Source organism: Streptomyces sp. NPDC058632, assembly GCF_042717095.1.
Classification (GTDB): domain Bacteria; phylum Actinomycetota; class Actinomycetes; order Streptomycetales; family Streptomycetaceae; genus Streptomyces.
Genome location: NZ_JBHXQZ010000023.1, coordinates 65079 through 87502, shown reverse-complemented (window position 1 = coordinate 87502; position 22424 = coordinate 65079). Strand labels below are relative to the sequence as shown.

The 22424-nt window shown below is 72.6% G+C and carries 23 protein-coding genes; 10 read left to right on the top strand and 13 right to left on the bottom strand.

The window, feature by feature from the left end; genetic code table 11:
* The 5 genes from ACFWVE_RS11860 to ACFWVE_RS11840 all read right to left on the bottom strand — a co-directional run.
* Positions 1-633, bottom strand: a 633-nt coding sequence (locus ACFWVE_RS11860) for a hypothetical protein (RefSeq protein ID WP_384011332.1), incomplete at its 3' end; no start/stop codon positions are given.
* 197 nt (positions 634-830) lie between these two features.
* Positions 831-1271 (bottom strand): pyridoxamine 5'-phosphate oxidase family protein, encoded by a 441-nt coding sequence (locus tag ACFWVE_RS11855; RefSeq protein WP_384011330.1) that lies wholly within the window; start codon positions 1269-1271, stop codon positions 831-833.
* Positions 1258-1776 carry a flavodoxin domain-containing protein gene (locus tag ACFWVE_RS11850; protein ID WP_384011327.1) on the bottom strand — a complete coding sequence of 173 codons (519 nt, stop codon included), beginning with the start codon at positions 1774-1776 and terminating at the stop codon, positions 1258-1260. The genes ACFWVE_RS11855 and ACFWVE_RS11850 overlap by 14 nt, the downstream gene beginning before the upstream one ends.
* A 328-nt stretch (positions 1777-2104) precedes the next feature.
* Positions 2105-3676, bottom strand: coding sequence for an MDR family MFS transporter (locus ACFWVE_RS11845; protein ID WP_384011354.1), 1572 nt, complete (start codon positions 3674-3676; stop codon positions 2105-2107).
* A gap of 90 nt (positions 3677-3766) precedes the next feature.
* On the bottom strand, positions 3767-4477 hold the full coding sequence (locus ACFWVE_RS11840; RefSeq protein WP_384011351.1) for a TetR family transcriptional regulator: 711 nt from the start codon (positions 4475-4477) through the stop codon (positions 3767-3769).
* Positions 4478-4631: 154 nt separating this feature from the next.
* Between ACFWVE_RS11840 and ACFWVE_RS11835 the strand changes: the two genes are divergently transcribed.
* On the top strand, positions 4632-4772 hold the full coding sequence (locus tag ACFWVE_RS11835) for a hypothetical protein (RefSeq protein ID WP_384011356.1): 141 nt from the start codon (positions 4632-4634) through the stop codon (positions 4770-4772).
* A 47-nt stretch (positions 4773-4819) separates the two neighbouring features.
* Complete coding sequence (locus tag ACFWVE_RS11830; protein WP_384011325.1) at positions 4820-5014, top strand: hypothetical protein; 195 nt, start codon at positions 4820-4822, stop codon at positions 5012-5014.
* Positions 5015-5062: 48 nt separating this feature from the next.
* Here the strand turns inward: ACFWVE_RS11830 and ACFWVE_RS11825 are convergent, their stop codons facing one another.
* The 3 genes from ACFWVE_RS11825 to ACFWVE_RS11815 form a co-directional block, all read right to left on the bottom strand.
* Positions 5063-5698 carry a hypothetical protein gene (locus ACFWVE_RS11825; RefSeq protein WP_384011322.1) on the bottom strand — a complete coding sequence of 212 codons (636 nt, stop codon included), beginning with the start codon at positions 5696-5698 and terminating at the stop codon, positions 5063-5065.
* 297 nt (positions 5699-5995) lie between these two features.
* Positions 5996-6388, bottom strand: a complete 393-nt coding sequence (locus ACFWVE_RS11820) for a TraR/DksA family transcriptional regulator (protein WP_384011320.1) — start codon at positions 6386-6388, stop codon at positions 5996-5998.
* Positions 6389-6466: 78 nt separating this feature from the next.
* Positions 6467-6793 carry a TraR/DksA family transcriptional regulator gene (locus tag ACFWVE_RS11815; RefSeq protein ID WP_384011314.1) on the bottom strand — a complete coding sequence of 109 codons (327 nt, stop codon included), beginning with the start codon at positions 6791-6793 and terminating at the stop codon, positions 6467-6469.
* A 284-nt stretch (positions 6794-7077) separates the two neighbouring features.
* Between ACFWVE_RS11815 and ACFWVE_RS11810 the strand changes: the two genes are divergently transcribed.
* The 4 genes from ACFWVE_RS11810 to secD all read left to right on the top strand — a co-directional run bounded on the left by ACFWVE_RS11810 (position 7078) and on the right by secD (position 11635).
* Entirely contained in the window at positions 7078-8040 is a 963-nt protein-coding gene (locus tag ACFWVE_RS11810) for a histidine kinase (RefSeq protein WP_384011311.1), read from the top strand.
* Positions 8037-8702 (top strand): response regulator, encoded by a 666-nt coding sequence (locus ACFWVE_RS11805; RefSeq protein WP_384011307.1) that lies wholly within the window; start codon positions 8037-8039, stop codon positions 8700-8702. The genes ACFWVE_RS11810 and ACFWVE_RS11805 overlap by 4 nt, the downstream gene beginning before the upstream one ends.
* Complete coding sequence (locus ACFWVE_RS11800; RefSeq protein ID WP_384011302.1) at positions 8699-9217, top strand: hypothetical protein; 519 nt, start codon at positions 8699-8701, stop codon at positions 9215-9217. The genes ACFWVE_RS11805 and ACFWVE_RS11800 overlap by 4 nt, the downstream gene beginning before the upstream one ends.
* Positions 9218-9283: 66 nt before the next feature.
* Positions 9284-11635 (top strand): protein translocase subunit SecD, encoded by a 2352-nt coding sequence (gene secD / locus ACFWVE_RS11795; protein ID WP_384011299.1) that lies wholly within the window; start codon positions 9284-9286, stop codon positions 11633-11635.
* Between the two features lie 152 nt (positions 11636-11787).
* Here the strand turns inward: secD and ACFWVE_RS11790 are convergent, their stop codons facing one another.
* On the bottom strand, positions 11788-13680 hold the full coding sequence (locus tag ACFWVE_RS11790) for an ABC transporter ATP-binding protein (RefSeq protein ID WP_384011348.1): 1893 nt from the start codon (positions 13678-13680) through the stop codon (positions 11788-11790).
* 80 nt (positions 13681-13760) lie between these two features.
* Here ACFWVE_RS11790 and ACFWVE_RS11785 point away from each other — a divergent pair, with 80 nt between their 5' ends.
* The 3 genes from ACFWVE_RS11785 (at position 13761) to ACFWVE_RS11775 (ending at position 18464) form a co-directional block, all read left to right on the top strand.
* Positions 13761-14780, top strand: coding sequence for a YbhN family protein (locus ACFWVE_RS11785; RefSeq protein WP_384011296.1), 1020 nt, complete (start codon positions 13761-13763; stop codon positions 14778-14780).
* A gap of 218 nt (positions 14781-14998) precedes the next feature.
* Positions 14999-16096 (top strand): mechanosensitive ion channel family protein, encoded by a 1098-nt coding sequence (locus ACFWVE_RS11780; RefSeq protein WP_384011294.1) that lies wholly within the window; start codon positions 14999-15001, stop codon positions 16094-16096.
* A gap of 148 nt (positions 16097-16244) precedes the next feature.
* The gene (locus tag ACFWVE_RS11775; RefSeq protein WP_384011291.1) at positions 16245-18464 is read left to right on the top strand and encodes an NADP-dependent isocitrate dehydrogenase; all 2220 of its coding nucleotides are present in this window, start codon (positions 16245-16247) and stop codon (positions 18462-18464) included.
* A 113-nt stretch (positions 18465-18577) separates the two neighbouring features.
* Here the strand turns inward: ACFWVE_RS11775 and ACFWVE_RS11770 are convergent, their stop codons facing one another.
* Complete coding sequence (locus tag ACFWVE_RS11770; protein ID WP_384011289.1) at positions 18578-18679, bottom strand: DUF5713 family protein; 102 nt, start codon at positions 18677-18679, stop codon at positions 18578-18580.
* A gap of 229 nt (positions 18680-18908) precedes the next feature.
* On the opposite strand from ACFWVE_RS11770, the gene ACFWVE_RS11765 reads away from it, so the two are divergent.
* The gene (locus ACFWVE_RS11765) at positions 18909-19733 is read left to right on the top strand and encodes an N-formylglutamate amidohydrolase (RefSeq protein WP_384011286.1); all 825 of its coding nucleotides are present in this window, start codon (positions 18909-18911) and stop codon (positions 19731-19733) included.
* A 19-nt stretch (positions 19734-19752) separates the two neighbouring features.
* On the opposite strand, the gene ACFWVE_RS11760 is transcribed toward ACFWVE_RS11765, so the two are convergent.
* Genes ACFWVE_RS11760 through ACFWVE_RS11750 form a run of 3 tightly spaced genes read right to left on the bottom strand, consistent with a single transcriptional unit; the run spans position 19753 to position 22333 of the window.
* Positions 19753-20262, bottom strand: a complete 510-nt coding sequence (locus ACFWVE_RS11760; RefSeq protein WP_384011284.1) for a hypothetical protein — start codon at positions 20260-20262, stop codon at positions 19753-19755.
* 5 nt (positions 20263-20267) lie between these two features.
* The gene (locus tag ACFWVE_RS11755; protein ID WP_384011281.1) at positions 20268-20843 is read right to left on the bottom strand and encodes an RNA polymerase sigma factor; all 576 of its coding nucleotides are present in this window, start codon (positions 20841-20843) and stop codon (positions 20268-20270) included.
* A gap of 59 nt (positions 20844-20902) precedes the next feature.
* Entirely contained in the window at positions 20903-22333 is a 1431-nt protein-coding gene (locus tag ACFWVE_RS11750; RefSeq protein ID WP_384011279.1) for a S8/S53 family peptidase, read from the bottom strand.
* Positions 22334-22424: the final 91 nt, after the last annotated feature.

Genomic DNA, 22424 nt, shown 5'->3' with positions numbered 1-22424 from the left:
GAGCAGCCAGCGGTTGCGGCTGACGAGGGGCAGTCGCGCCCAGATCCTGCCCAGGCCCCAGGTGGCGCCGGCGCCCGCGGCGGCGAGGGCGATCAGGACGGCCGCGTAGATCAGGTGGTAGTCGACGAACGGGTTCGTCGACATGCTCGGCGATCCGTCCGACAGGTGCCGGGCCGGCGGCCATTCCGCGACCCACATCAGCGCCATCATGACGGTGCCGCCGACCGCGGCGAGCCGCAGGCCGATGCCCGCGACCAGGGCGACGCCGATGCCGAGCAGGCCGAGCATGAACAGCCAGTCGGCCCACGCAGCCCCGGCCCAGTCGTGGAAGGCGGACTCCATCGGCCCGACGGCGACTCCGCCGAGGAACCCCCGGGTCGGCGAGCCGCCCTCGATCCATGCCCTGCCGGAGGGGGTGGCGTAGCCGAGGCCGAACGTCTTGTCCAGGAACGCCCACAGGAAGACGAAGCCCGTCAGGACCCGGAGCCCGGCCAGCACGTACGCGCCGGCCGCGGTGTCCGCCGCCGCCGCCGTCGCCGTCGACCCGGCGGAGGCGGGAGCCGTCCTCCCGGCCCGGCGCGGAGTCGGGACACGCGATCCCCAACGCCGTGGGGAACTGTCGTGGACTGCCATGATGCTCATCCCTTCCCGGGGTGACGCGATGCGCAGAAGGTGAACGGCTCTCGTCGCACCTTCAATGTCTCGCGTCACCGGCCCCCGCCACAGGGGCTGCACGGCCCGGCCCCGAGGCCGGACGGCCCTGGGTACGGGACCGGTTGGAGGAGACCGGGAGGAGGCAGGGAAGAGACCGGGAGGAAGCCGGAAGACGTTCAGGCGGTGAGGTCCACCCCGTACACGGGTTGTCCGCCGACGAGTTCACGCCCGGTGACCAGCCCGGGCCCGATGCGGACGAAGACCTCCCGTGGCGCGGGCACCCAGGAGGCCGGGCCGGTGCGGGTCAGACGTGCGTGCTCGGCCGGGTCGGTCACCACCGCGGCCGGACCCGTGACGACCACGCTCCAGCCGGCCTGCCGGGCCGCGTCGACGTCGTCGGCCTCGAAGGCGACCACCGCGCCGTCGATCGCGCGGACCAGTTCCGAGGCCACGGCGGTACGCAGCAGGACCGAACCGTCCTCGTCCAGGCCGAAGTTGACCGGCAGCACGGCGGGCAGGGCCCGGCGCGTGTAGACGATGCGGCCGACGGGCACCGTGCCCATCAGCCGCAGGCACTCCTGCCGCCCGAGTTCGCGGAAGCCGTCACTGGGGCACATGGGCCCACATCTGCGTCAGTTCGTCGGCGACGTCCGCCGCCCACGCCTCGACGGCGGTGAAGTCACGGAAGTCCCCGCCCTTTCCGTTGCGGAGGATCATCCGGGCGACCCATCCCTTCGCGCCCTCCTCGAGACACCCGCCGAAGGTGATGTGCCCCCTGGCGTCCAACGGGGCCATGGCCTTCCTCACGCCGGGCACGGGCTCGACGTCCCGTTCCGAGGCCGAGGCGTCGAGCGGGCCGCTGCTGAACAGCCACAGCGGGCGTTCGGCCAGTTCGTGGCGGTGGTGGTGGAGGAACCGGCGGGCGTCCTTGTGCCAGTGTCCGGCGTACAGTCCGCCGCCGGCCACCACGGCGCCGTACGACGCCACACTCCCGACGGACCGGGCCGGCAGGACCTCGACCGCCAGTCCGCCCTCGCGGCGCAGAACGCCGGCGACGGTTTCGGCGATCCTCGCCGTGGATCCGTTCGTGCTTCCGTGAGTGACCAACACGGTGCCGGTCATGGCGGTGCACCTCCTCCCACAGACCGGCGCGGCCGCTCGTCGGCCACGCCGTGCGCGCCCGCCCCCGAGTACGCGGGCTCGCATCGTGCCGTGCGGCGTCCCGGGCTTCTCCGGGCGCCTCTCGCCCTGTCAAGCATCCTGCGGATCGACGGGGGTTCCCAGGGCTGTCCGGGGACGATCCGAGGGTCCTTCGGCCCCGGGTACCGCAGGGTCCAGGGTGCCGAACGGCTCTCGTCGCACAGTCGGGCCGGCCGTACACACGTGCGGAGGCCCTCCGGGCACTTCCCCGGAGGACCTCCGCACGCCGGCACCCCGAAGGGCGTTCGTCTCAGCCGACGCCGGCCGGCGATGCCGTCGTACCGGCGGACTCGGCGGACTCGGCGGACTCGGCGGTGAGCCGTTCCATGCCGCTGGTGTCCTTCAGCGGCTTCTCCTTGATGAACAGCACCGCGATCACGGCGAGGGCCGAGACGGGCGTGGCGACGAGGAAGAGATCCGCGGTGGCGACCCCGTAGGCATGCTCCACGATCTCCCGCACCGGCTCGGGCAGCGTCGCCATGTCGGGCACTCCGCCCTCGCCCGGGTCGTTCGCCGCGGCCGGGACGCCCGCGTCCGTCAGGCCCTTGGTCATCTCACCGGCGACCCGGTTGGCGAGGATCGCACCGAGCACGCTGGTACCGATCGTGCCGCCCATGCTCCGGAAGAAGGACAGCACCGAGGTGGCGGCGCCCAGCTCGGTCGCGGGAACGTCGTTCTGCGCGGCCAGCACCAGGTTCTGCATCAGCATGCCCACGCCGATGCCCATGATGGCCATGTAGGCGCTGAGCAGGCCGAAGTGGGTGTCGGCCTCGATGGTGGACAGCAGTGCGAGGCCCGCCGTCATGATGACGGAGCCCGCGACCAGGTACACCTTCCACCGGCCGGTGGCGGTGATGATCTGTCCGGCGACGGTCGAGGAGACGAGCAGGCCGAGGATCATCGGCAGGCTCATCAGGCCCGCGACGGTCGGGGACTTGCCCAGGGAGATCTGGAAGTACTGCGAGAGGAAGACCGTGCCGCCGAACATGGCCACACCGACGAGCAGACTCGCGACCGTGGTGAGCGTCACCGTGCGGTTGCGGAAGATGCCCAGGGGGATGATCGGCTCCGGCACGCGCGCCTCGACGACGACCGCGGCGATGAGCAGCAGCACTCCCCCACCGGCCAGGGCGGCGGTCTGCCACGACATCCAGTCGAACTCGCTCCCCGCGAGGGAGACCCAGATGAGCAGGGCGCAGACGCCCGCGACGATCAGGAAGGCGCCCAGGAAGTCGATCTTCGCCTCGCGGCGGACGGTGGGCAGCTTCAGGGTGCGCTGGAGCAATGCGATGGCGAGCAGCGCGAACGGTACGCCGATGAAGAAGCACCAGCGCCAGCCGAGCCAGGAGGTGTCCACCATGACACCGCCGATGAGCGGTCCGGCCACGGTGCCGACGGCGAAGACGGCACCGAAGATGCCCGCGTACTTGCCGAGCCGGCGCGGCGGGATGATGGCGGCCATCACGACCTGCGCCAAGGCCGTGAGTCCACCCGCGCCGATGCCCTGCACCACGCGGCTGAAGATCAGCAGTTCCACGCCGTGGGAGAAGCCCGCGAGCAGCGAGCCGACGACGAACAGGGCCAGGGACAGCTGGAGCAGCAGCTTCTGGTTGAACAGGTCCGACAGTTTGCCCCACAGGGGCACCGTCGCCGTCATCGCCAGCAGTTCGGCGGTGATGACCCAGGTGTAGGAGGACTGGCTGGCCCCCAGGTCGGTGATGATGCGCGGAAGCGCGTTGGCGACCACGGTGCCGGCCAGGATGGCGACGAACATGCCGGCCATCAGCCCCGACATGGCCTGGAGTATCTGCCGGTGGGTCATGGAGGTGGGTGACGCCTCTGCGGGCGCCGGCGATTCGGTCACTTCAGCTCTTTCACAAATGTTCGAAGGTCGGGTGAGGGACGGATCCGCTCAGGCTTCGTCCACCGGTTCGACCGGCACGGCCGGTCGTGGAAGTCCGGCGGCCAGGTGGTCGAACGCCGTCCGGAAGACGGCCTCGAGGGTGGCCTCGTCCTGCCGCACGCACCAGTGCTCCACGGCGATACGGACGGCCGTGGAGCCGACTGCGGCCAGCAGCCTCGGATACAGCCCCAGGGCCTGCCTGCGCCGTTCCCCCTCGGCCGTCCCGAAGGGGGGACGGTCCCCGGTGAACAGCGGCGAACCGGCACCGGTGCGCTCCGCGAGCGTCTCGGCCAGAGTGAACTCGTCCTCGATGTGGGCGCCGAAGCTGCGCGCGAGCAGGTGCGGCGACCTGCGCAGTACCTCGGAGTGCAGCCGCCACAGCTCGTGCTGCTGTTCCACTTCTCCCAGTTCCGCGGCCAGCGCGTCGCGCAGCGCCACCAGCGGGGGCACGTCGGCGGGCGCGGCGAGCACCGCCTGCCGGACGCGCGCGCCCGACTCCGCTCCCACCATCACGAACGCGTCGTCACGGGAGTCGAAGTAGTTGAAGAACGTGCGGGGGGATACGCCGACGGCCTCGCTGATGGCGTCGACGGTGACGTTCTCCGCGCCGTGCTCCGCCGCCAGCCGCACTGCGGCCGCTGTCAGGGCAGCGCGGGTCTCCCGCTTCTTGCGTCCCCGAAGCCCGCCCCCCGCGGGGTCTCTTTCGCTCACGTCGTGCAGAGTACGCAAAAATGCAGATCCTGCAAAAATATATCCGCCTCACCCCGCCCCGCCCTCTCCCCTTCGTGGCGGGGAGTTCACGGCCGGGCGTACCCCCCCCCGTAGCGCCACGACCGCGGAACTGTCGTGGGTCTCCGACGCCTACGTGCTGCCGGTGGCCGCGCTGATCCTCACCGCGGGCGTGTTCGGCGACGTGCACGGCCGCGAGAAGCTCTACCAGGTGGGCATGACGCTCAGCGCGGCCTCGCCGTCGAGTACGACCACGAGCCTCCCGGGCAGGGCGTCGAGGCGCTGATCCGGCTGACCGTCGCCCCGCACGCCCTCGCCGAGGCGGGAGCGGGCGTGGCCGGCCACTCGGCGGTGCGGTTCGCCGCCGTCACCGGGCGGATGAACCTCGCGATCTCGGCCCCGTGCCGCAGCACCGACGAGCTGTACGCGTTCCCCAGCGAGGGAATCGGTGCGCTGCCCGGCGTCCATACGGCGGCGACCGTCCTCACGCTCCGCCGGGTCAAGACCCTCACTGCCGAACGCGGGTGACGCGGAACGCCGGACGCGCCTACGGATCCGTGCGGCCCGTGCGGCGGTTCATCCGGGCGTCGTCCAGCGGGGTGCCGTCTCGGCCCAGGCCCTCTCCCAGGCGGCGAGGTTGCGGCGCCGCACGGCACGGCGGGCCGCGGCGTGGGCGGCGACGCCGGTGAGGGTGGTTCCGACGGCGGCGAGGAGGGCCCAGCCCATGCTGCGGCTGCGGATCTGCTCACGCGTCAGTGGTGCTTCGGTCGCCTCGCCGGCGGCGGTCACCCAGATGCGCACCGGACTGCCGGCGGACAGTCCGGGCGGGACCTCGGCCCGGGTGGTGGCGGTGTGCCCGTCGGGGGCGGTGAAGCGGACCTCGGCGGGGTAGCGGGCGAGCTCCGCCTCGTCGGATCCGGGCTCCGGATGGCGCGGGACGTCCTCGGTGAGGGTCGCGTCCGTCTCGTGCCGGGTCAGGGTCTGGTGGCGGGCCGTGTCCTCGTGGTGGCGGTGGGCGAGATCCGCGACGACGACGCCGGCCACGGGCGCCACGGCCGGCACGGCGAGCAGCAGCCCGAGGCCGATCCGTGCCTGGAGAACGTCGGCCGGGCGGCGCAGGGGGTTGGGCCGCCGACGCCACGGCCGGGGGCCCGGGGGCGGGCCGAGGCGAGGGCCCGGGGGCGGCTGCGCGGGAGGAATGGTGCCCGCCACGGCATGACTCCTTCGGGGAGGGTGGGCAGGTGGGTGGGTGTCGGGGCGCCGGGTGCCGTCGTCCGGGCCGGCCGTGGGGCGGGTCACGTACGCGGCCGCCCACCCCGCCGGGAGCGGTCCGGCGGGGTGGGGGTCCGCGGCGGGGCGGCCACCGCCCGCGCGCCCGGGACGGTGGGTGCGGCGCGCGGGCGGAGCATTCCGGCGGCCGTGCGGGTCATTCCCGTACGTGCCGCGTACGTACGGGCCGCGCAGGCACGTGCTCCGGCGGGTCGTCCGGCGGCCGGTGGTGTGCCGTGGTCATCGCGCGGCCTCCCGCACCTGCTGGCAGCGGGCGCAGTAGCGGGCCTGCGGGACGATCAGCAGCCGGTCGCGTTCGACGGGGCCGCGGCACAGGTGGCAGACGCCGTAGTCCCCGGTGTCCATGCGGGTGAGCGCCGCCTCGACGTCGGCGAGCACCATGCGGGCGGACGCGGCGAGCTTGACCTGGACCTCGATCCGGCCGGCGGCCTGCGGCACGCCCGCGTCACCCGGACCGCCCGGCCCGCCGGGGAGCGACCCGGCGTCGACGGCGAACTCCCGCAGCTGGTCCCGGCGGAACAGCTGCTGCTCGCGCAGGTTCGCACGCAACGCCGCGAGGTCCTCGGATGTGAGGACCTCGTCGTGCTCGTCGATGGTCTGGTGGGCCACCACTTCACCCCCTTGGGCAGAGCGGGAGAGGATTGCGGACGGGGCCGGGTGCGGGCGAGAGGCCGGATACGGGGCCGGGGGTCAGGCCGCGCGGCTCTGGCACGAGACGCAGTACCGGGTGTGCGGCAGGATCTCGAGCCGCTCCGCCGGGACGGGCTTGGCGCAGCCCAGACAGGTGCCGTAGCTGCCGTCCTCGACGCGGGCGAAGGCCTCGTCGATCTCCTTCAGGACACGCCTGATGGAGCCCTGCTGGTTGGCCAGCAGGTGATCGTCGGGGCTCTGTCCGGTGTCGTCGAGCGCCTTGAGCTGTGCCACCCGTGTGGTGCGCGCGTGTTCGAGGCGCTGCCTGATCTGGTCCACGGCGGGGTGGTCGGTACGCGGTTCGGTGAGGGGCAGGTCGAGCGACACGGAGAGTCTCCTCTGGTGACAGGTGGTGGATCTGGTCGATCCATCACCATCGCCGCTTCTCCGCCGGGAACCCATCGGGCGCGACACCCATCTGCGCGGGGTTCCAGGACCCACTCCGGACGGCATGGGCCCGCCGGGGGGGGCCGAAATGGGTCACGGAGCCCATCGACCGGGGTCCGCCGGCTCGTGCACTCTGTCCGTTTCGCCGTTCGCCGGGATCAGGGGCCGCTGCCCCATCGGGCGTCGCGGTGCCCGACAGTGGAGGCAGGCGAAAGAGGAAAGGCGTGACCTCCGTGTCCCTGTACTGGCGGATCTTCGGACTCAACGCGGTGGTGCTGGGCGCGGCCACCGCGTTGCTGCTGTGGGCTCCGGTGACCGTGTCCGTGCCGGTGCTGCTGACCGAGGCGGTGATCCTGGTGGGCGGCATGGGGGTGATGCTCGTCGCCAACGCGGCCCTGCTGCGGATCGGGCTCGCCCCACTGGACCGGGTGACCCGGCTGATGGCCACCGTCGACCTGCTGCGGCCCGGTCAGCGGCTTCCGGTGCGCGGCGGCGGGGAGGTCGCCGAACTGGTCAGCACGTTCAACGCCATGCTGGAGCGGCTGGAGAAGGAGCGCGCCGCGAGCAGCGCCCGCGCCCTGCTCGCCCAGGAGGCGGAGCGGCGCCGGATCGCCGCCGAGCTGCACGACGAGGTCGGCCAGAGCATGACCGCCATCCTGCTGGCCCTCAAGCGGGTCGCCGACGAGGCGCCCGCTCCGTTGCGCGGGGAGATCCAGCAGGTGCGGGAGATCACCCGGGAGAGTCTGGACGAGGTCCGCCGGCTGGTGCGCCGACTGCGTCCGGGCGTACTGGACGATCTCGGTCTGGTCAGTGCCGTCACCTCGCTCGCCACCGAGTTCGCCACGCACACCGGGCTGCGGGTGCAGCGCCGTTTCGACGCCGGCCTGCCCGTGCTGGACAACGGTACGGAGCTGGTGATCTACCGTGTGGCGCAGGAGAGTCTGACCAATGTCGCCCGGCATGCCGAGGCGCGCTCCGCCACGGTGAGCCTGTACCGGGACGACGACCGTGTCGTCCTCGAGGTCACCGACGACGGCCGTGGGGTCGGCGCCGCCCACGAGGGGGCGGGCCTGCGCGGAATGCGTGAACGGGCCCTGCTCATCGGGGCGACACTGGACATCACTCCCGTCGCCCGGACCGGTACCCGGATCCGGCTGGCCGTGCCCGCCGTCAGGAAGCAGTCATGAACCACCAGGCCCCACCGACCACGATCCGGATCCTGCTCGCCGACGACCACGCCCTGGTGCGCCGCGGCGTCCGGCTGATCCTCGACCGGGAGCCGGACCTGGAGGTCGTCGCCGAGGCCGGTGACGGTGCGGAGGCGATCTCCATGGCCCGCGCACAGGAGATCGACCTGGCGGTGCTGGACATCGCCATGCCCCGGATGACCGGTCTGCAGGCCGCTCGTGAGCTGTCCGCGCTGAAGCCCGGCCTGCGCATCCTGATGCTGACGATGCACGACAACGAGCAGTACCTGTTCCAGGCGCTCAAGGCCGGGGCCGGCGGGTACGTCCTGAAGTCGGTCGCCGACCGTGATCTGGTCGCCGCCTGCCGGGCCGCGATGCGTGACGAGCCCTTCCTCTACCCGGGGGCGGTCACCGCCCTGATCCGCAACTACCTCGACCGGGTCCAGCACGGCGAGGAGGCACCCCAGCTGCTGACGCCGCGCGAGGAGGAGGTGCTCAAGCTGGTCGCCGAGGGACACTCGTCGAAGGAGATCGCCGGGCTGCTCTTCATCAGCGTCAAGACGGTGCAGCGGCACCGCGAGAACCTGCTGAACAAGCTGGGGCTGCGGGACCGCCTGGATCTGACCCGGTATGCCATCCGCGCGGGGCTCGTCGAGCCTTGAACGCCACTCCGCCGGGACGTGCCGCCCGCCTTCCGCTCCGCGCCGTCGCGGTTCTCGCCGCCCTGGCCTCCGTCCTCCTGACCCTGGGGTTCGGCCTCACCGACGACCCACGGGCCGTCCGCGCGGCGCGGTCACCGGTTCACGACGCCCCCGTGGCTCCCGGTCCTGTGGCTCCCGGCCCGTCCGCACCCGCTCCCGCCGTGCCCGGTGCCCCGGCGCCCGACGGGCCGGGGCCGTCCGCTGCGGATCCCTCCACCGCACCCGGGGCCGGCTCGTCCGACGTCCGTCCGCACACCGACGACGGCTGCACCGCCCGCACCGTCCCTCTCAGGCCGCAGCGCGACGCCGGGGAGCGCACGGTGCCGGCGGGCCATCTGCTCTTCACCCCCGCGCACACTCCCCGTATCCCGCCGCGGCCGGCCCGGCCCGCCCCGGCGGCCGGGCACGCGCCGCCCGCCGCCGCGCACATGCCGGCGGACCTCGGCCGGGCGCCGCCCGGGCCGTCCAGCACATGAGAGTCCCGTTCCTCTTCCTCTCCGCCGCGTGCTCGACCGGCCGCGGTGCGACTGCTGGAGTCATCCGTGAAAAGTTCCGCCCGTGTCCGGGCGTTGTTCGCACTCGTCGTGATCGCCGTGTCCGTCTACATCGCCGCGATGGTCCCCATCCGTCTGGGACTCGATCTGCGCGGCGGTACCCAGATCGTGCTGGAGACCCGCTCCACCGAAACCGTCGAGGCCGGCGGTGAGGCGACCGACCGCACGCTCGAGGTCCTGCGTGGCCGGATCGACGCGCTGGGCGTCGCCGAGCCCACCATCGTCCGCTCCGGTGACAACCGGATCATCGTCGAGCTGCCCGGTGTGCAGGACCCGCGGCAGGCCGCCGAGGTACTGGGCCGTACCGCGCAGCTCACCGTCCACCCGGTGCTCGGCCCCGGTGACGCAACCGGCCCCGACGATCCGCTGCCGAAGGGCGAACGCGTCCTGGCCGACGAGGCCGGGGAGCGGCTCCACCTGGCCCCCGCCGCGCTCACCGGCGAGGACGTGGAGGACGCCGAGGCCGCCTTCGACCAGCAGGGCGCCGCCGGCTGGCTCGTCACCGTGGACTTCAAGGACGACCGGGGCTGGGCGAAGCTGACCGGCGAGGCGGCCTGCCATCCGGCGGGCGATCCGCAGCGCCGGGTCGCGATCGTACTGGACGACAAGATCATCTCGTCGCCGCAGGTCGACCCGTCCGTGGCCTGCGGTGCCGGTATCACCGGCGGGTCCACCCAGATCACCGGTTCGTTCACCAGCGACGAGTCCCGTGAGCTCGCGCTGCTCATCAGCGGCGGTGCCCTCCCGGTGCCGGTCGAGACGGTCGAGCAGCGGACCGTGGGCCCGACGCTGGGTGCCGAGGCCATCGAGTCGAGCGCCTGGGCGGCCGTCGTCGGCACCGCCCTGACCGCGGTGTTCATCATCGTCGTCTACCGGCTGATGGGTCTTCTGGCCACCCTGGCCCTGGCCTGCTACGGCGTGATCTCCTACGCCGCCCTGGCGGCCCTCGGCGCGACCCTGACCCTGCCCGGTCTCGCCGGATTCGTCCTGACGATCGGCATGGCCGTCGACGCCAACGTGCTGGTCTTCGAACGGGCACGGGAGGAGTACGCCAAACGGAAGCGGCCCAGCAGCCGCTCGGCGCTGACCGCGGGGTTCAAGGGCGCGTTCAGCGCGATCGCCGACTCCAACATCACCACGCTCATCGCGGCGGCGCTGCTGTTCCTGCTCGCCTCCGGTCCGGTGAAGGGCTTCGGCGTCACCCTGGCCATCGGTGTCCTCGCCTCCATGATCAGCGCCCTGGTGATCACGCGGGTGCTCGCCGAGTTCGCGGTGGCGCGCGGCTGGGTGCACCGCCGGCCGAAGATCACCGGGCTGGCCTCCATCGGGCGGGTCCGTGCGTACCTCACCCGGCGCGACCCGCAGCTGATGCGCCGGCCGCGCCGCTGGCTGGCGGTGTCCGTCCTCGTGCTCGTCGTCACCGGCGCGGGCATCCTGGTGCGCGGGCTGAACTTCGGTGTGGAGTTCACCGGCGGCCGGCTGATCGAGTACTCGACCGGCAGCACCGTCGATCCGGACCGCGCCCGCGCGGCCCTGGCCGACGCCGGCTTCCCGCAGGCCGTCGTCCAGTCGTCCGGGGACAACCGGCTCACCGTGCGCACCGAGGAGCTCGGCAACGCCGAGGCGGTCGAGGTCGCCGAGGCCATCGGCGAGGTCGGCGGCGGGGCGGAGAAGGTCCGCGACGAGCTGATCGGCCCGAGCCTGGGTGACGAGCTGCGCCGCAACGCGCTGATCGCGCTCGGCCTGGCCCTCGGCGCCCAGCTGGTGTACCTCGCCTTCCGGTTCCGCTGGATGTTCGGTACGGCGGCGGTCAGCACCCTGGCGCACGACGTGGTGATCCTCACCGGCATCTTCGCCTGGCTGGGCAAGCCGATCGACGGGGTGTTCCTGGCCGCGCTGCTCACGGTGATCGGCTACTCGGTGAACGACTCCGTCGTGGTCTTCGACCGCGTCCGGGAACTGTGGGGCAGGGATCCCAAGGCGTCCCTGGCCCAGTCCACGAACCGGGCCGTCCTGCAGACGCTGCCGCGTACGGTCAACACCGGCATCGGTGTGATCTTCATCCTGGTCGCGCTGGCGGTGCTCGGCGGTGACTCGCTCACCGACTTCGCGCTCGCGCTGCTCATCGGCATCGGGGTGGGCACGTACTCGTCGGTGCTGACCGCCTCACCGCTCGCCATCGAGCTCGACGCGCACGGCTCAGGGCGTGGCGGCGGTGGGCGCGGGGGCGCCGGCCGCGGTCGTGGCCGGGGAAGTCGTGACCGTGGCGGTTCGCGGAGCGGGAAGTCCGGCGACGGGGAGAGTTCCGTGCGGAGCAGGACGGACACTAGTGGAGAGTGACGCCGGGCGGCCCTCCGTGGGGAACCGCGAGGAACCGTAGGCGGCCGTACGCGTCCGGGCGCCGCCGTCAGTCCCGGACCGGGGCCGGCGGCGGCGCTCGGACGTACGCCCCACGGGGCGTCGGGTTTCAGGTCCTGGGCGTCGGGCCGGCGCTACACCACTGCCGCCGCGCTCCGCTCCCGGCCCGCGGGCCGGCCGGCGAATCGGGTGCGGTGCAGTTCGGCGTAGCGGCCGCCGACCGCCAGGAGTTCCTCGTGCGTGCCCCGTTCCACGATCCGGCCGGCCTCGACGACCAGGATCAGGTCCGCGGCCCGGACGGTGGACAGGCGGTGCGCGATGACGAGGGCCGTCCTGCCCTCCAGGGCTTCCGTGAGGGCCTCCTGGACGGCAGCCTCGGAGGTGTTGTCCAGGTGGGCGGTGGCCTCGTCGAGGAGGACGACCCGCTGCCGGGCGAGGAGCAGCCGGGCGATGGTCATGCGCTGGCGCTCACCGCCGGAGAACCGGTAGCCGCGCTCCCCGACCACCGTGTCCAGACCGTCGGGCAGGGAGCGTACGAGGTCGTCCAGGCGGGCGCGGCGCAGCGCGTCCCACAGGTCGGGCTCGCTCGCTGCGGGCGCGGCGAGCAGCAGGTTGGCGCGGACGGTGTCGTGGAAGAGGTGGCCGTCCTGGGTGACCATGCCGAGGGTGTCGCGCAGCGACTGCGCGGTGAGGTCGCGGACGTCGACGCCACCCACGCGCACCGCGCCCGAGTCCACGTCGTAGAGGCGCGGCAGCAGGTGCGCGATGGTCGACTTGCCGGCGCCGGAGGACCCGACGAGGGCCACGGTCCGCCCGGGTTCGGCGCGGAAGGAGACGCCGTGCAGGACCTCGGTGCCGCCATGCGTGTCCAGGGCGGAGACCTCCTCCAGCGAGGCGAGGGAGACCTTGTCGGCGGACGGGTAGCCGAAGCGGACGTCGTCGAACTCGACGGAGACCGGACCGTCGGGCACCTCGCGGGCGTCCGGCTTCTCCTCGATGAGCGGCTTCAGGTCGAGCACCTCGAAGACCCGCTCGAAGCTGACCAGGGCGCTCATCGCCTCCACCCGCGCCCCTGCCAGGGAGGTCAGCGGGGCGTACAGGCGGGTCAGCAGCAGCGCCAGGGACACGACGGCGCCGGGTTCCAGGGAGCCGCGCAGGGCGAGGTGGCCGCCGAGGCCGTAGACGAGGGCCAGGGCGAGGGCGGAGACGAGGGTGAGCGCGGTGATGAACACGGTCTGGGCGGTGGCCGTCCGTATGCCGATGTCCCGGACCCGGCGGGCGCGCAGCGCGAACTCCTCCGACTCCTCCTGCGGGCGGCCGAAGAGTTTGACGAGGGTGGCGCCGGGCGCGGAGAAACGCTCGGTCATCCGGGTGCCCATGGCCGCGTTCAGGGCGGCGGCCTCGCGCTGCATCCTGGCCATGCGGCGGCCCATGCGCCGGGCGGGGACGACGAACACCGGCAGCAGGACCAGGGCGAGCAGGGTGATTTGCCAGGACAGGGTGAGCATCACGGCCAGGGCGAGCACCAGCGTCACCAGGTTGCCGACCACGGTGGACAGGGTGTTGCTGAAGGCCCGCTGGGCGCCGATCACGTCGTTGTTGAGACGGGAGACGAGCGCGCCCGTACGGGTGCGGGTGAAGAACGCGACCGGCATCCGCTGGACATGGTCGAAGACGGCGGTCCGCAGATCGAGGATGAGTTCCTCCCCCAGGGACGCCGACAGTCTCCGGCCGAGGATGCCGAGTGCCGCCTCCACCACCGCGATCAGCGCGATGAGCAGGGCCAGCCGGACGACCGTGGCCGAGTCGCCGCCGGTCACGATGGTGTCGACGACGCGTCCGGCCAGGACGGGGGTGGCGACGGCGAGCAGCGCGGTCGCGGATCCGAGCAGGACGAAGAGGGTCATGCGGCGGCGGTGCGGGCGGGCGAACCCCGCGATGCGGCGCAGGGTCCGGCGCGCGAGGGGGCGGTGTTCCTCCTCTGCGGTCATGACGCTGCGCAACTGGGTCCAGGCTGTGGTCTCCATGCTCATGCCGAGAAAGGTAGAACCTCAACCATTATTGAGGTCAAGGACCGCCATCCGTGTGGCGCGGGCGGGGCCCCTGGATGACGCGCCGGCAGCCGCTGCCCAGCCGTAAGCCGCCGTCCGGCCTGCCGCCACCCGCAGTTGGCGCGGGACGGAAAGGCTTCTTCGATGTGACGCGGACCCTCCGCAGGACCCTGTACGTACTTCCCCTGCTGCTCGTGACCGTGGTCGCGGTGCGGCAGCGGTCGGTGCTCGCCGACGGCTTCGTCCATCTGGGGACCGCGCGGTGGCCCTGGCTGCTGGCCGCGGCCGGTGCGACCTGTCTGACCTGGGTGGCCGCCGCGTGCACCCGGCAGGGCGCGGTCCTCGAACGGCTGCCGGCGGCACGGCTGCTGGCCACCCAGTTCGCGGCGGGCGCGGCCAACCATCTGCTGCCGACGGGGCTGGGCGCGAGCGCGGTCAACCTGCGGTTCATGACGGTGTGCGGGCTGTCCCTGGCCCGCTCCTCGGCCGCCCTCGCGCTGTATCTGCTGGCGGAGTCCATCGGCCGGGTGGCCCTGCTGGGCGCGCTGCTCGTCGCGTTCCCGGACGTGCTGCGGCCCGGATCCCTGCTGCCCGAGGGGGTGGGGGGCCCGCTGCTGCTCGTGCTCGGCGCGGTGCCGGTCGTGGCGGCGGCCGTGCTCCTGCTCGTACGGCGGGTCCGCTCGGCCGTGTTCTCCTTCCTGCGGACGGCGCTCGGCGAGGCCCGGTCGGTGCACACCCGGCCGTCCAGGGCGCTGGCGCTGTGGGGCGGTGCTCTCGCGTTCCCCGCGCTGCAGGCGGCGTCGCTGATCCTGGTGGGGCTGGCGCTGGGGCTGGCGGTGCCGGTCGCGCACGTGGCGGTGGCGTATCTCGCGGCGACCGTCGCGGTCGCGCTGGTGCCCTCGCCGGGCGGTCTCGGTTCGGTGGAGGCGGCCCTGATCGTGGCGCTGGTCGCGGTGGGCGGAGCGGCCGCGGTGGCCACCGCGGTGGTGCTGGCGTTCCGGATCGTCACGGTGTGGCTGCCGTTGCTGCCCGGAGCGCTGACGCTGGGCGCGCTGGTGCGGCTGAGGGTGATCTGACCAGGGCGACAGCAGGCGGCCCCGCGGCCACGGCGTGGCACGAACTGCCCTGGTGGATACGGCAGGATGAGCGCTTGTGCCGACCGCCGGGCGGCGGTCCGGCACGGCACACCCTCCCGGGCCGCACTCTCCCGGGCATCCCCGAATGCGAGCAGGTGACGAGACGTGACACGACATCACATACGTTCCACGGCAGAGGCGTTCGCCGGAGGTGAGCGATGACGCGCGCGCTCACCATGACCGATGTGCTGTACGCCGGTATCGCGCTCGTCGCGGGCCTGCTCGCGGCGTTCCTGCTGCGCATGCTGCTGCGCTGGCTCGGCCGGCACGCGGACCGTACCCAGTGGCGCGGCGACGACGTCGCCGTGGCCGCCCTGCGCATGATCGCGCCGTGGGCGGCGGTCGCGGGCGGCGCCGCGTCCGCGGCGGCGGCGCTGCCGCTGACCCGGACCGTGCAGCACAACGTCAACCAGACACTGACGGTGCTGGTCATCTTCGCGGCGACGGTGTCGGTCTCCCGGGTGGTGGCCGGCCTGGTGCAGTCGGTGACCCAGGCCCGGTCCGGCGTCGCCGGGTCGGCCACGATCTTCATGAACATCACCCGGATCCTGGTCCTGGCGATCGGCTTCCTGGTGATGCTCCAGACGCTGGGCATCTCCATCGCCCCGCTGCTCACCGCCCTCGGCGTCGGCGGTCTGGCGGTCGCGCTGGCGCTCCAGGACACGCTCGCCAACCTGTTCGCGGGCATCCACATCCTCGCCTCCAAGACCGTCCAGCCCGGGGACTACATCCGGCTGAGCAGCGGCGAGGAGGGCTACGTCGAGGACATCAACTGGCGTCAGACGACGGTCCGCGAGCTCTCCAACAACCTGGTGGTCATCCCCAACGGGCAGCTCGCGAAGACGAACATGACCAACTTCATGCGTCCCGAGCAGGAGCTGACCATCCTGGTGCAGGCCGGGGTGTCCTACGACAGCGACCTGGAGCAGGTGGAGCGGGTCACCATGGAGGTCGTCGCCGAGGTGATGACGGAGATCACCGGGGCGCTCCCGGAGCACGAACCGGCGGTGCGTTTCCACACCTTCGGCGACTCCCGCATCGGATTCACCGTGATCCTGGGCGTCGGCGAGTTCAGCGACCAGTACCGGATCAAGCACGAGTTCGTCAAACGGCTGCACCGGCGCTACCGCGAGGAGGGCATCCGCATTCCGTCGCCCGCGCGGACGGTGGCGCTGCAGCAGGGCTCGGTGGTGTTCCCGCAGCAGCGCGGCGCCGAGCCGGAGCCGGGCGACATGACGGCGTCCCGGCCGATCTGACGTACGGCGGGCGGCCGGTCCGCAGGGGTTCCGGGCCCGTGGGAGCCGGCACGGTCGGCCCCATCCGATCCGGACCCCTGTCGAGCCCAGGGCGCGTACGGGATATCTTGATGTCGAGCAATGTTGCAGACGTGGAGCGGAGCACCCGGTGACTGACTCGACCATCATCTATACGCACACTGACGAGGCCCCCGCCCTGGCGACGTATTCGTTCCTGCCGGTGGTCCGGGCGTACGCCTCCCAGGCCGGTGTCCCCGTGGAGACGCGTGACATCTCGCTGGCCGGACGCATCATCGCCGTGTTCCCGGAGCACCTCACCGAGGACCAGCGCATCCCGGACGCCCTCGCCGAGCTCGGCGAGCTGGCGAAGACCCCCGCGGCCAACATCATCAAGCTGCCGAACGTCTCGGCGTCGATCCCGCAGCTGAAGGCCGCTGTCGCCGAGCTCCAGGGCCAGGGCTACGCGCTGCCGGACTACCCGGACGACCCGAAGACCGACGAGGAGCGCGAGATCCGCGCCCGCTACGACAAGATCAAGGGTTCCGCCGTGAACCCGGTCCTGCGTGAGGGCAACTCCGACCGCCGCGCCCCCGCCTCGGTGAAGAACTACGCCAAGAACCACCCGCACCGCATGGGCGCCTGGACCGGCGACTCCAGGACCGACGTGGCGACGATGGGCGAGAACGACTTCCGCTCCACCGAGAAGTCCGTGGTGATCGCCGAGGACGGTGCGCTGCGCATCGAGCTGGTCGGCGACGACGGCACCACCACGGTGCTGCGCGAGTCCGTACCCGTGCTGAAGGACGAGGTCGTCGACGCCTCCGTGATGCGGGTCGCCGCGCTGCGCGAGTTCCTCACCGCGCAGGTCGCCCGCGCCAAGCAGGAGGGGGTGCTGTTCTCCGTGCACCTGAAGGCCACGATGATGAAGGTCTCCGACCCGATCGTCTTCGGCCACGTGGTGCGCGCCTTCTTCCCGAACACGTTCGCGCGGTACGGCGAGCAGCTCGCCGCGGCCGGCCTCAGCCCGAACGACGGTCTGGGCGGCATCTACAAGGGCCTCGAGGGCCTGCCCGAGGGCGCCGGGATCAAGGCGTCCTTCGACGCCGAGCTCGCCGAGGGCCCGGCGCTGGCGATGGTCGACTCCGACAGGGGCATCACCAACCTGCACGTCCCCTCGGACGTCATCGTGGACGCCTCCATGCCGGCCATGATCCGCACCTCCGGCCACATGTGGGGCCCCGACGGCCAGGAGGCCGACACCCTCGCCGTCCTGCCGGACTCCAGCTACTCCGGCGTCTACCAGGCCGTGATCGAGGACTGCCGCGCCAACGGCGCCTTCGACCCGTCCACCATGGGCTCGGTGCCGAACGTCGGCCTGATGGCGCAGAAGGCCGAGGAGTACGGCAGCCACGACAAGACCTTCGAGATCCCGGTCACCGGCACCGTCCGCCTCGTCGACCGGGCCGGCAACGCCGTCCTGGAGCAGGCCGTCTCCGCCGGTGACATCTTCCGCGCCTGCCAGACCAAGGACGCGCCGATCCGCGACTGGGTCAAGCTGGCCGTCACCCGCGCCCGCGCCACCGGCTCCCCGGCCGTGTTCTGGCTGGACGAGACCCGCGCCCACGACGCCCACCTGATCGCCAAGGTCGAGCGCTACCTGGCCGAGCACGACACCGAGGGCCTGGACATCCGTGTCCTGAACCCGGTCGAGGCCACCAAGCTGTCGGTGGAGCGCATCCGCCGCGGCGAGGACACCATCTCGGTCACCGGCAACGTGCTGCGCGACTACCTGACCGACCTGTTCCCGATCCTGGAGCTGGGCACCAGCGCCAAGATGCTGTCGGTCGTCCCGCTGATGGCGGGCGGCGGCCTGTTCGAGACGGGTGCGGGCGGTTCCGCGCCCAAGCACGTGCAGCAGCTGGTCAAGGAGAACTACCTGCGCTGGGACTCCCTGGGCGAGTTCTTCGCCCTGGTGCCGTCCCTGGAGCAGTTCGCCGAGACCACGGGCAACGCCCGCGCCAAGGTCCTCGCCGACGCCCTCGACCGCGCCACGGCGACCTTCCTCAACGAGGACAAGTCCCCGAGCCGTCGCCTCGGCGGCATCGACAACCGCGGCAGCCACTTCTACCTGTCCCTGTACTGGGCGCAGGAGCTGGCCGGTCAGACCGACGACGCGGACCTGGCGGAGGCCTTCGCCCCGCTCGCCGAGACCCTCGCCGCGAACGAGCAGAAGATCGTCGACGAGCTGGTCGCCGTCCAGGGCGAGCCGGCCGAGATCGGCGGCTACTACCAGCCCGACCCGGTGAAGGCCGCCGCGGTCATGCGTCCGTCCGCCACGTGGAACGAGGCGCTTGCGTCCCTGAGCTGACGCCACCGGGCAGCCCTCGAAGGCTTCCCGATCCGCCCCGGCCGGCAGCGCGCCCGGCCGGGGCGGAGCCGTGTCCGGGGGCCCGAGCCGTCGCCTCCGGCACCTGCTTCCGTTCACCACTCGCGCGGGGCGACCAGCTCCTCCGCGTCGGCGTCCGTGGACCCGTGGGCCCGGGCGACGAACCGGAAGTCCTCGGCCATCGCCTCGCGGGCCACCGTCTCGATCCGCGCGCACAGGGCGAGCAGGACGTCGCGGCCCCGGTCGACGACGTGGTCCGGGTAGCAGCCGTCCGGTACAGGTCCCGGAGGAGCGCATGGGCGGTGACCTGTGCGTTGGCGAGGGGCGTGGGACCGGTCCTCGGTCCCGGTGCGCCGGCTGCGTTGTCAGTGGCGTGTGGCACCTTGATCTTGTCGTGCACCACTGACAACGCCCTGGAGCAGCCGTATGACCGATGTCCCGCCGGTACCGCAGGTCCCGCACCCCCCGCAGCCCTTCCGCCTTCTTCCCGGTGCCGGGGACTCCCCCGTGATCCTCCATGTGCCTCATTCCTCGCGGGAGATACCGGCCGAGGTGCGGTCCGGGATCGTGCTGGGCGAGGCGGAGCTGGAGCGGGAGCTGGACCACATCACCGACGCGCACACCGCCGCGATCGCCGAGGCCGCCGCCGAGGCGGCCGGGATCACTCCGTGGCGGTTCGTGAACGGACTGTCCCGACTGGTGATCGACCCAGAGCGGTTCCCGGACGAGCGGGAGGAGATGCTGGCGTCCGGGATGGGCGCGGTCTACACCCGGACCACGCACAAGGAGGCGCTGCGGCCCGACGGGTTCGAGCACGGGCCGCTGATCGAGCGGTACTTCCGTCCGTACGCACAGGCCATGACCCAGGCGGTGGCGGACCGCCTGGCGGCCACCGGGCGGGCCGTGATCATCGACGTCCACTCCTACCCCACCGCGCCCCTGCCCTACGAACTCCACGGCGTGGGCCCGCGCCCGCCGGTCTGCCTGGGCACCGACGCCTTCCACACGCCGGCCGGTCTGCTCGACGCGGCCCGCGAGGCGTTCGCGCCCTGCGGGGAGACGGGACTCGACAGCCCGTTCGCCGGGACGTACGTGCCGCTGGAGTTCTACGAGAAGCGGGCGGAGGTGACGGCGCTGATGGTGGAGATCCGCCGGGACACGTACATGACCGAGCCGGGCGGTCCCGCGGGACCGGGCCTGCGGGACCTCGCCTCGGCCCTGGGGACCCTGGTGGACGCGGTGTCGCGCTGACCTGGTGCCGGGACACGGCTCAGGTGCGCAGCCACTCCGTCTCGACCACGTCCCCGGCGGTCCGCAGGCGCAGGGCGAACGGGCCGGAGGGCGGGGTGGCGCCGGTGAAGCGGCCCATGTCGTCGGCGGTGAGGGAGGAGCCCGGCTGCGGTCCGCCCAGCACCTCGATCCGGGCCGGCTGGGGCGGCAGCAGCTGCCCCATGAGGCCGTGCGCGGTCACCTCGACGTCCACGGTCACCTCGCCCGCGCTGAAGGTGAGCATCCGCGGCGGGTCCTCGGCGCCTCTGACCGGGATGGCGTCGATCAGCGAGTCGAAGGTCAGCTCGGCCACCCTGGCGTCCAGGTCGTGCAGCGCGTAGGCGTCCACGGCGATCTGCAGCAGCGCCGGCGGCAGCGGGTCCAGGACGGCGGCGGCCTGCCGGAGTTCCTCCTCCAGCAGGCCGTCGTCGGCGTCCCCGGCGGCGGACTCCGGCGATCCGGCGTGCTCGTCGAGCGGGCCGTCGCCCAGGTCGTTGTCCATGCCGTCCATGCCGTTCACATCGCCCCCCGTGCCTCGAGCCGGGCCCGCAGCCGGCGCAGACAGCGCTGGCGCAGGGGCCCGATACTGCCCACCGCGATACCGAGCGCGGCGGACACCTCCTGATAGCTGGGCGGCGGCGAGGCGATCAGCACGCGCAGCAACTGCCTGCACCGGTCGCCGAGTTCCTCGAACTCCTGCCACATCCGCCGTACCCGTTCGCTCTGGGCGGCGGCTTCCTCCGCCTCCAGCAGCGACTGCTCCGGTGCACCGTCCTCGCTGACCCGGTCCAGGAGCTGCGGGTCGTCCGTCAGGGTCAGCCGGCGCGCGTTCCTGAGCACCTTCAGGCACTCGTGCCGCGCCGTGCTGGCCAGCCAGGCGCCGGTCTTCTCCGGTTCGCGGATGCGCCCCAGGTTCTGGGCGAAGCGGAACCACACCGTCTGGTAGACCTCGTGCGCGTCCGCGTCGGAGAGCCGGTGGGCGCGCACCACGGACCACACCAGGGGGCCCAGCCCCTCCACGATCGCCTTCCAGGCCGCCGCGTCGCCGCCGACGGCGGACTGGACCAACGCGCCGACATCAGTACGGTCCACGTCCCCACCCCTCGTGTACGGCAAGTCATCGTACGCCGCGGAGGGAACGGTTCCGGACCTCATGTCCGGGCGGAGGGGAGCGCGACCGGCGTGGGACGCCAGCTGGCCGGGATGAGCGCCGGTACGTTCGCCCCGCGCACCTCGGCGACGTCGCTGTTCGCGTCCATCAGCTGCCGCCGGGCCTTGCGCGGGTCCGTCTCGGCCCGCGCGGTCATGTGGGCGGCGACCATGCCGACGGCGACGGGGGTGGCGAACGAGGTGCCGCTCCACTGGGCGAGGCCCTCGAACATCACCTGGTCCGGCTTGCCGGAGCCGCCCTCCTCGCTGAGGACGCCGGTGTGCCGGGGGTGGCTGCAGGTGCAGGCGTAGCCGAAGCCGTAGCGGCAGGCGTCATAGGTGGAGTGCTGGTACACGTACGGCACGGGGGTCTCGAAGCCGGTGAGCGCGCTGGTGAGGCGCTCGCCGGGGGCGTAGGCCTTCACCCAGGCGCCGTGGTTGCTGAAGCAGGCGCCGAAGTCGCCGTCGCCGCGCAGGGCGCCTATCGACAGGACGGCGTTCTCGAAGCCGGGGAGGTCTGCGTAGGCGGCGGGCCAGAACGGCGTGGCGCTGGAGTTGTTTCCGGCGGCGGCGACCAGCAGGGTGCGCTGCTGCCGGAGTTCCCGCATGAAGGCGTCGACGCCGAGCAGCCCGTCGGTGCGGCCGTTGGAGGTGCCGGCGGAGAGGCTGATGACGTCGGGCCAGCCGCCTTGGTCGACGGCCTCGAACAGCTTCTCGCCGAACTCGGACTCCAGGATGGCACCGGCGTCGTTCAGGGTGCCGCGGACGGTGATGTCCGTGTTGGGGGCGACGGCCGCGACGAGCCCCGCGATGAACGTGCCGTGACCGCAGTACTGCCTCAGGATGCCGTCCTCCCCGCACTCCTCGACCTGGGCGTCGCCCCGGGTGTGGGCGAGGAGCGGGTAGGACCGGTGGTCGTTCATGAGACCGGTGTCGATGACGAGGACACCGACGGCGCTGTCGCCGGCGTACCCGCCGTCGGCGACGGCCGGGTTGGGCTGCGCGCCGGCCCCCACGGGGACGGGCTCGTCGCCGGGGCAGGCGTTGACGGCGATCGACACCACGTGATTGCGGCTGACCAGCCGGCGGCCGGTGCGGCCCTCCGGCTCCCGCAGGGCGCGCAGGGCGCCCGCGACGGCGGGGTCGCCACTGCCGTCGCCCTGCCCCGGGTCGGCGACCTGGATGCGGGTGATGCCCGAGCGGTTGGTCTCCGGGCCCGCCCGGCGCACGTGGTCGGCGGTCAGACCGGCGAACGTGGTGAAGTGCTGCCGCACGGTGTCCTCGACGAGGCGGGCCTCCTCGCCGTCGCGGGCGAGCACGACGCCCTTCTCGTAGAGGAACTCTCCCGCGTCGTCCGGGCCGATCGCCAGGGGGACGTCGGGCATGGAGCGCTGGATCTGGCTGTACTGCTCACGGAATCGCTGTGGTGCCATGGCGTGTCCTCCACCGGGACGATGGCGGCCGGGGCCGCGGGAGCTGTCGTGGAGCGGAGTCGGTGTCGTCGGGTGACGCTGTCGTCGGGCG

What these genes read in the sequence shown, in the direction of transcription:
- ACFWVE_RS11855 (WP_384011330.1), bottom strand. Translation starts at nt 1,271, where the DNA reads ATGTGCCCCAGTGACGGCTTCCGCGAACTCGGGCGGCAGGAGTGCCTG.
- ACFWVE_RS11850 (WP_384011327.1), bottom strand. Translation starts at nt 1,776, where the DNA reads ATGACCGGCACCGTGTTGGTCACTCACGGAAGCACGAACGGATCCACG.
- ACFWVE_RS11845 (WP_384011354.1), bottom strand. Translation starts at nt 3,676, where the DNA reads ATGACCCACCGGCAGATACTCCAGGCCATGTCGGGGCTGATGGCCGGC.
- ACFWVE_RS11805 (WP_384011307.1), top strand. Translation starts at nt 8,037, where the DNA reads ATGAACCACCAGGCCCCACCGACCACGATCCGGATCCTGCTCGCCGAC.
- ACFWVE_RS11790 (WP_384011348.1), bottom strand. Translation starts at nt 13,680, where the DNA reads ATGGAGACCACAGCCTGGACCCAGTTGCGCAGCGTCATGACCGCAGAG.
- ACFWVE_RS11785 (WP_384011296.1), top strand. Translation starts at nt 13,761, where the DNA reads ATGACGCGCCGGCAGCCGCTGCCCAGCCGTAAGCCGCCGTCCGGCCTG.
- ACFWVE_RS11780 (WP_384011294.1), top strand. Translation starts at nt 14,999, where the DNA reads ATGACGCGCGCGCTCACCATGACCGATGTGCTGTACGCCGGTATCGCG.
- ACFWVE_RS11765 (WP_384011286.1), top strand. Translation starts at nt 18,909, where the DNA reads ATGACCGATGTCCCGCCGGTACCGCAGGTCCCGCACCCCCCGCAGCCC.
- ACFWVE_RS11760 (WP_384011284.1), bottom strand. Translation starts at nt 20,262, where the DNA reads ATGGACGGCATGGACAACGACCTGGGCGACGGCCCGCTCGACGAGCAC.
- ACFWVE_RS11750 (WP_384011279.1), bottom strand. Translation starts at nt 22,333, where the DNA reads ATGGCACCACAGCGATTCCGTGAGCAGTACAGCCAGATCCAGCGCTCC.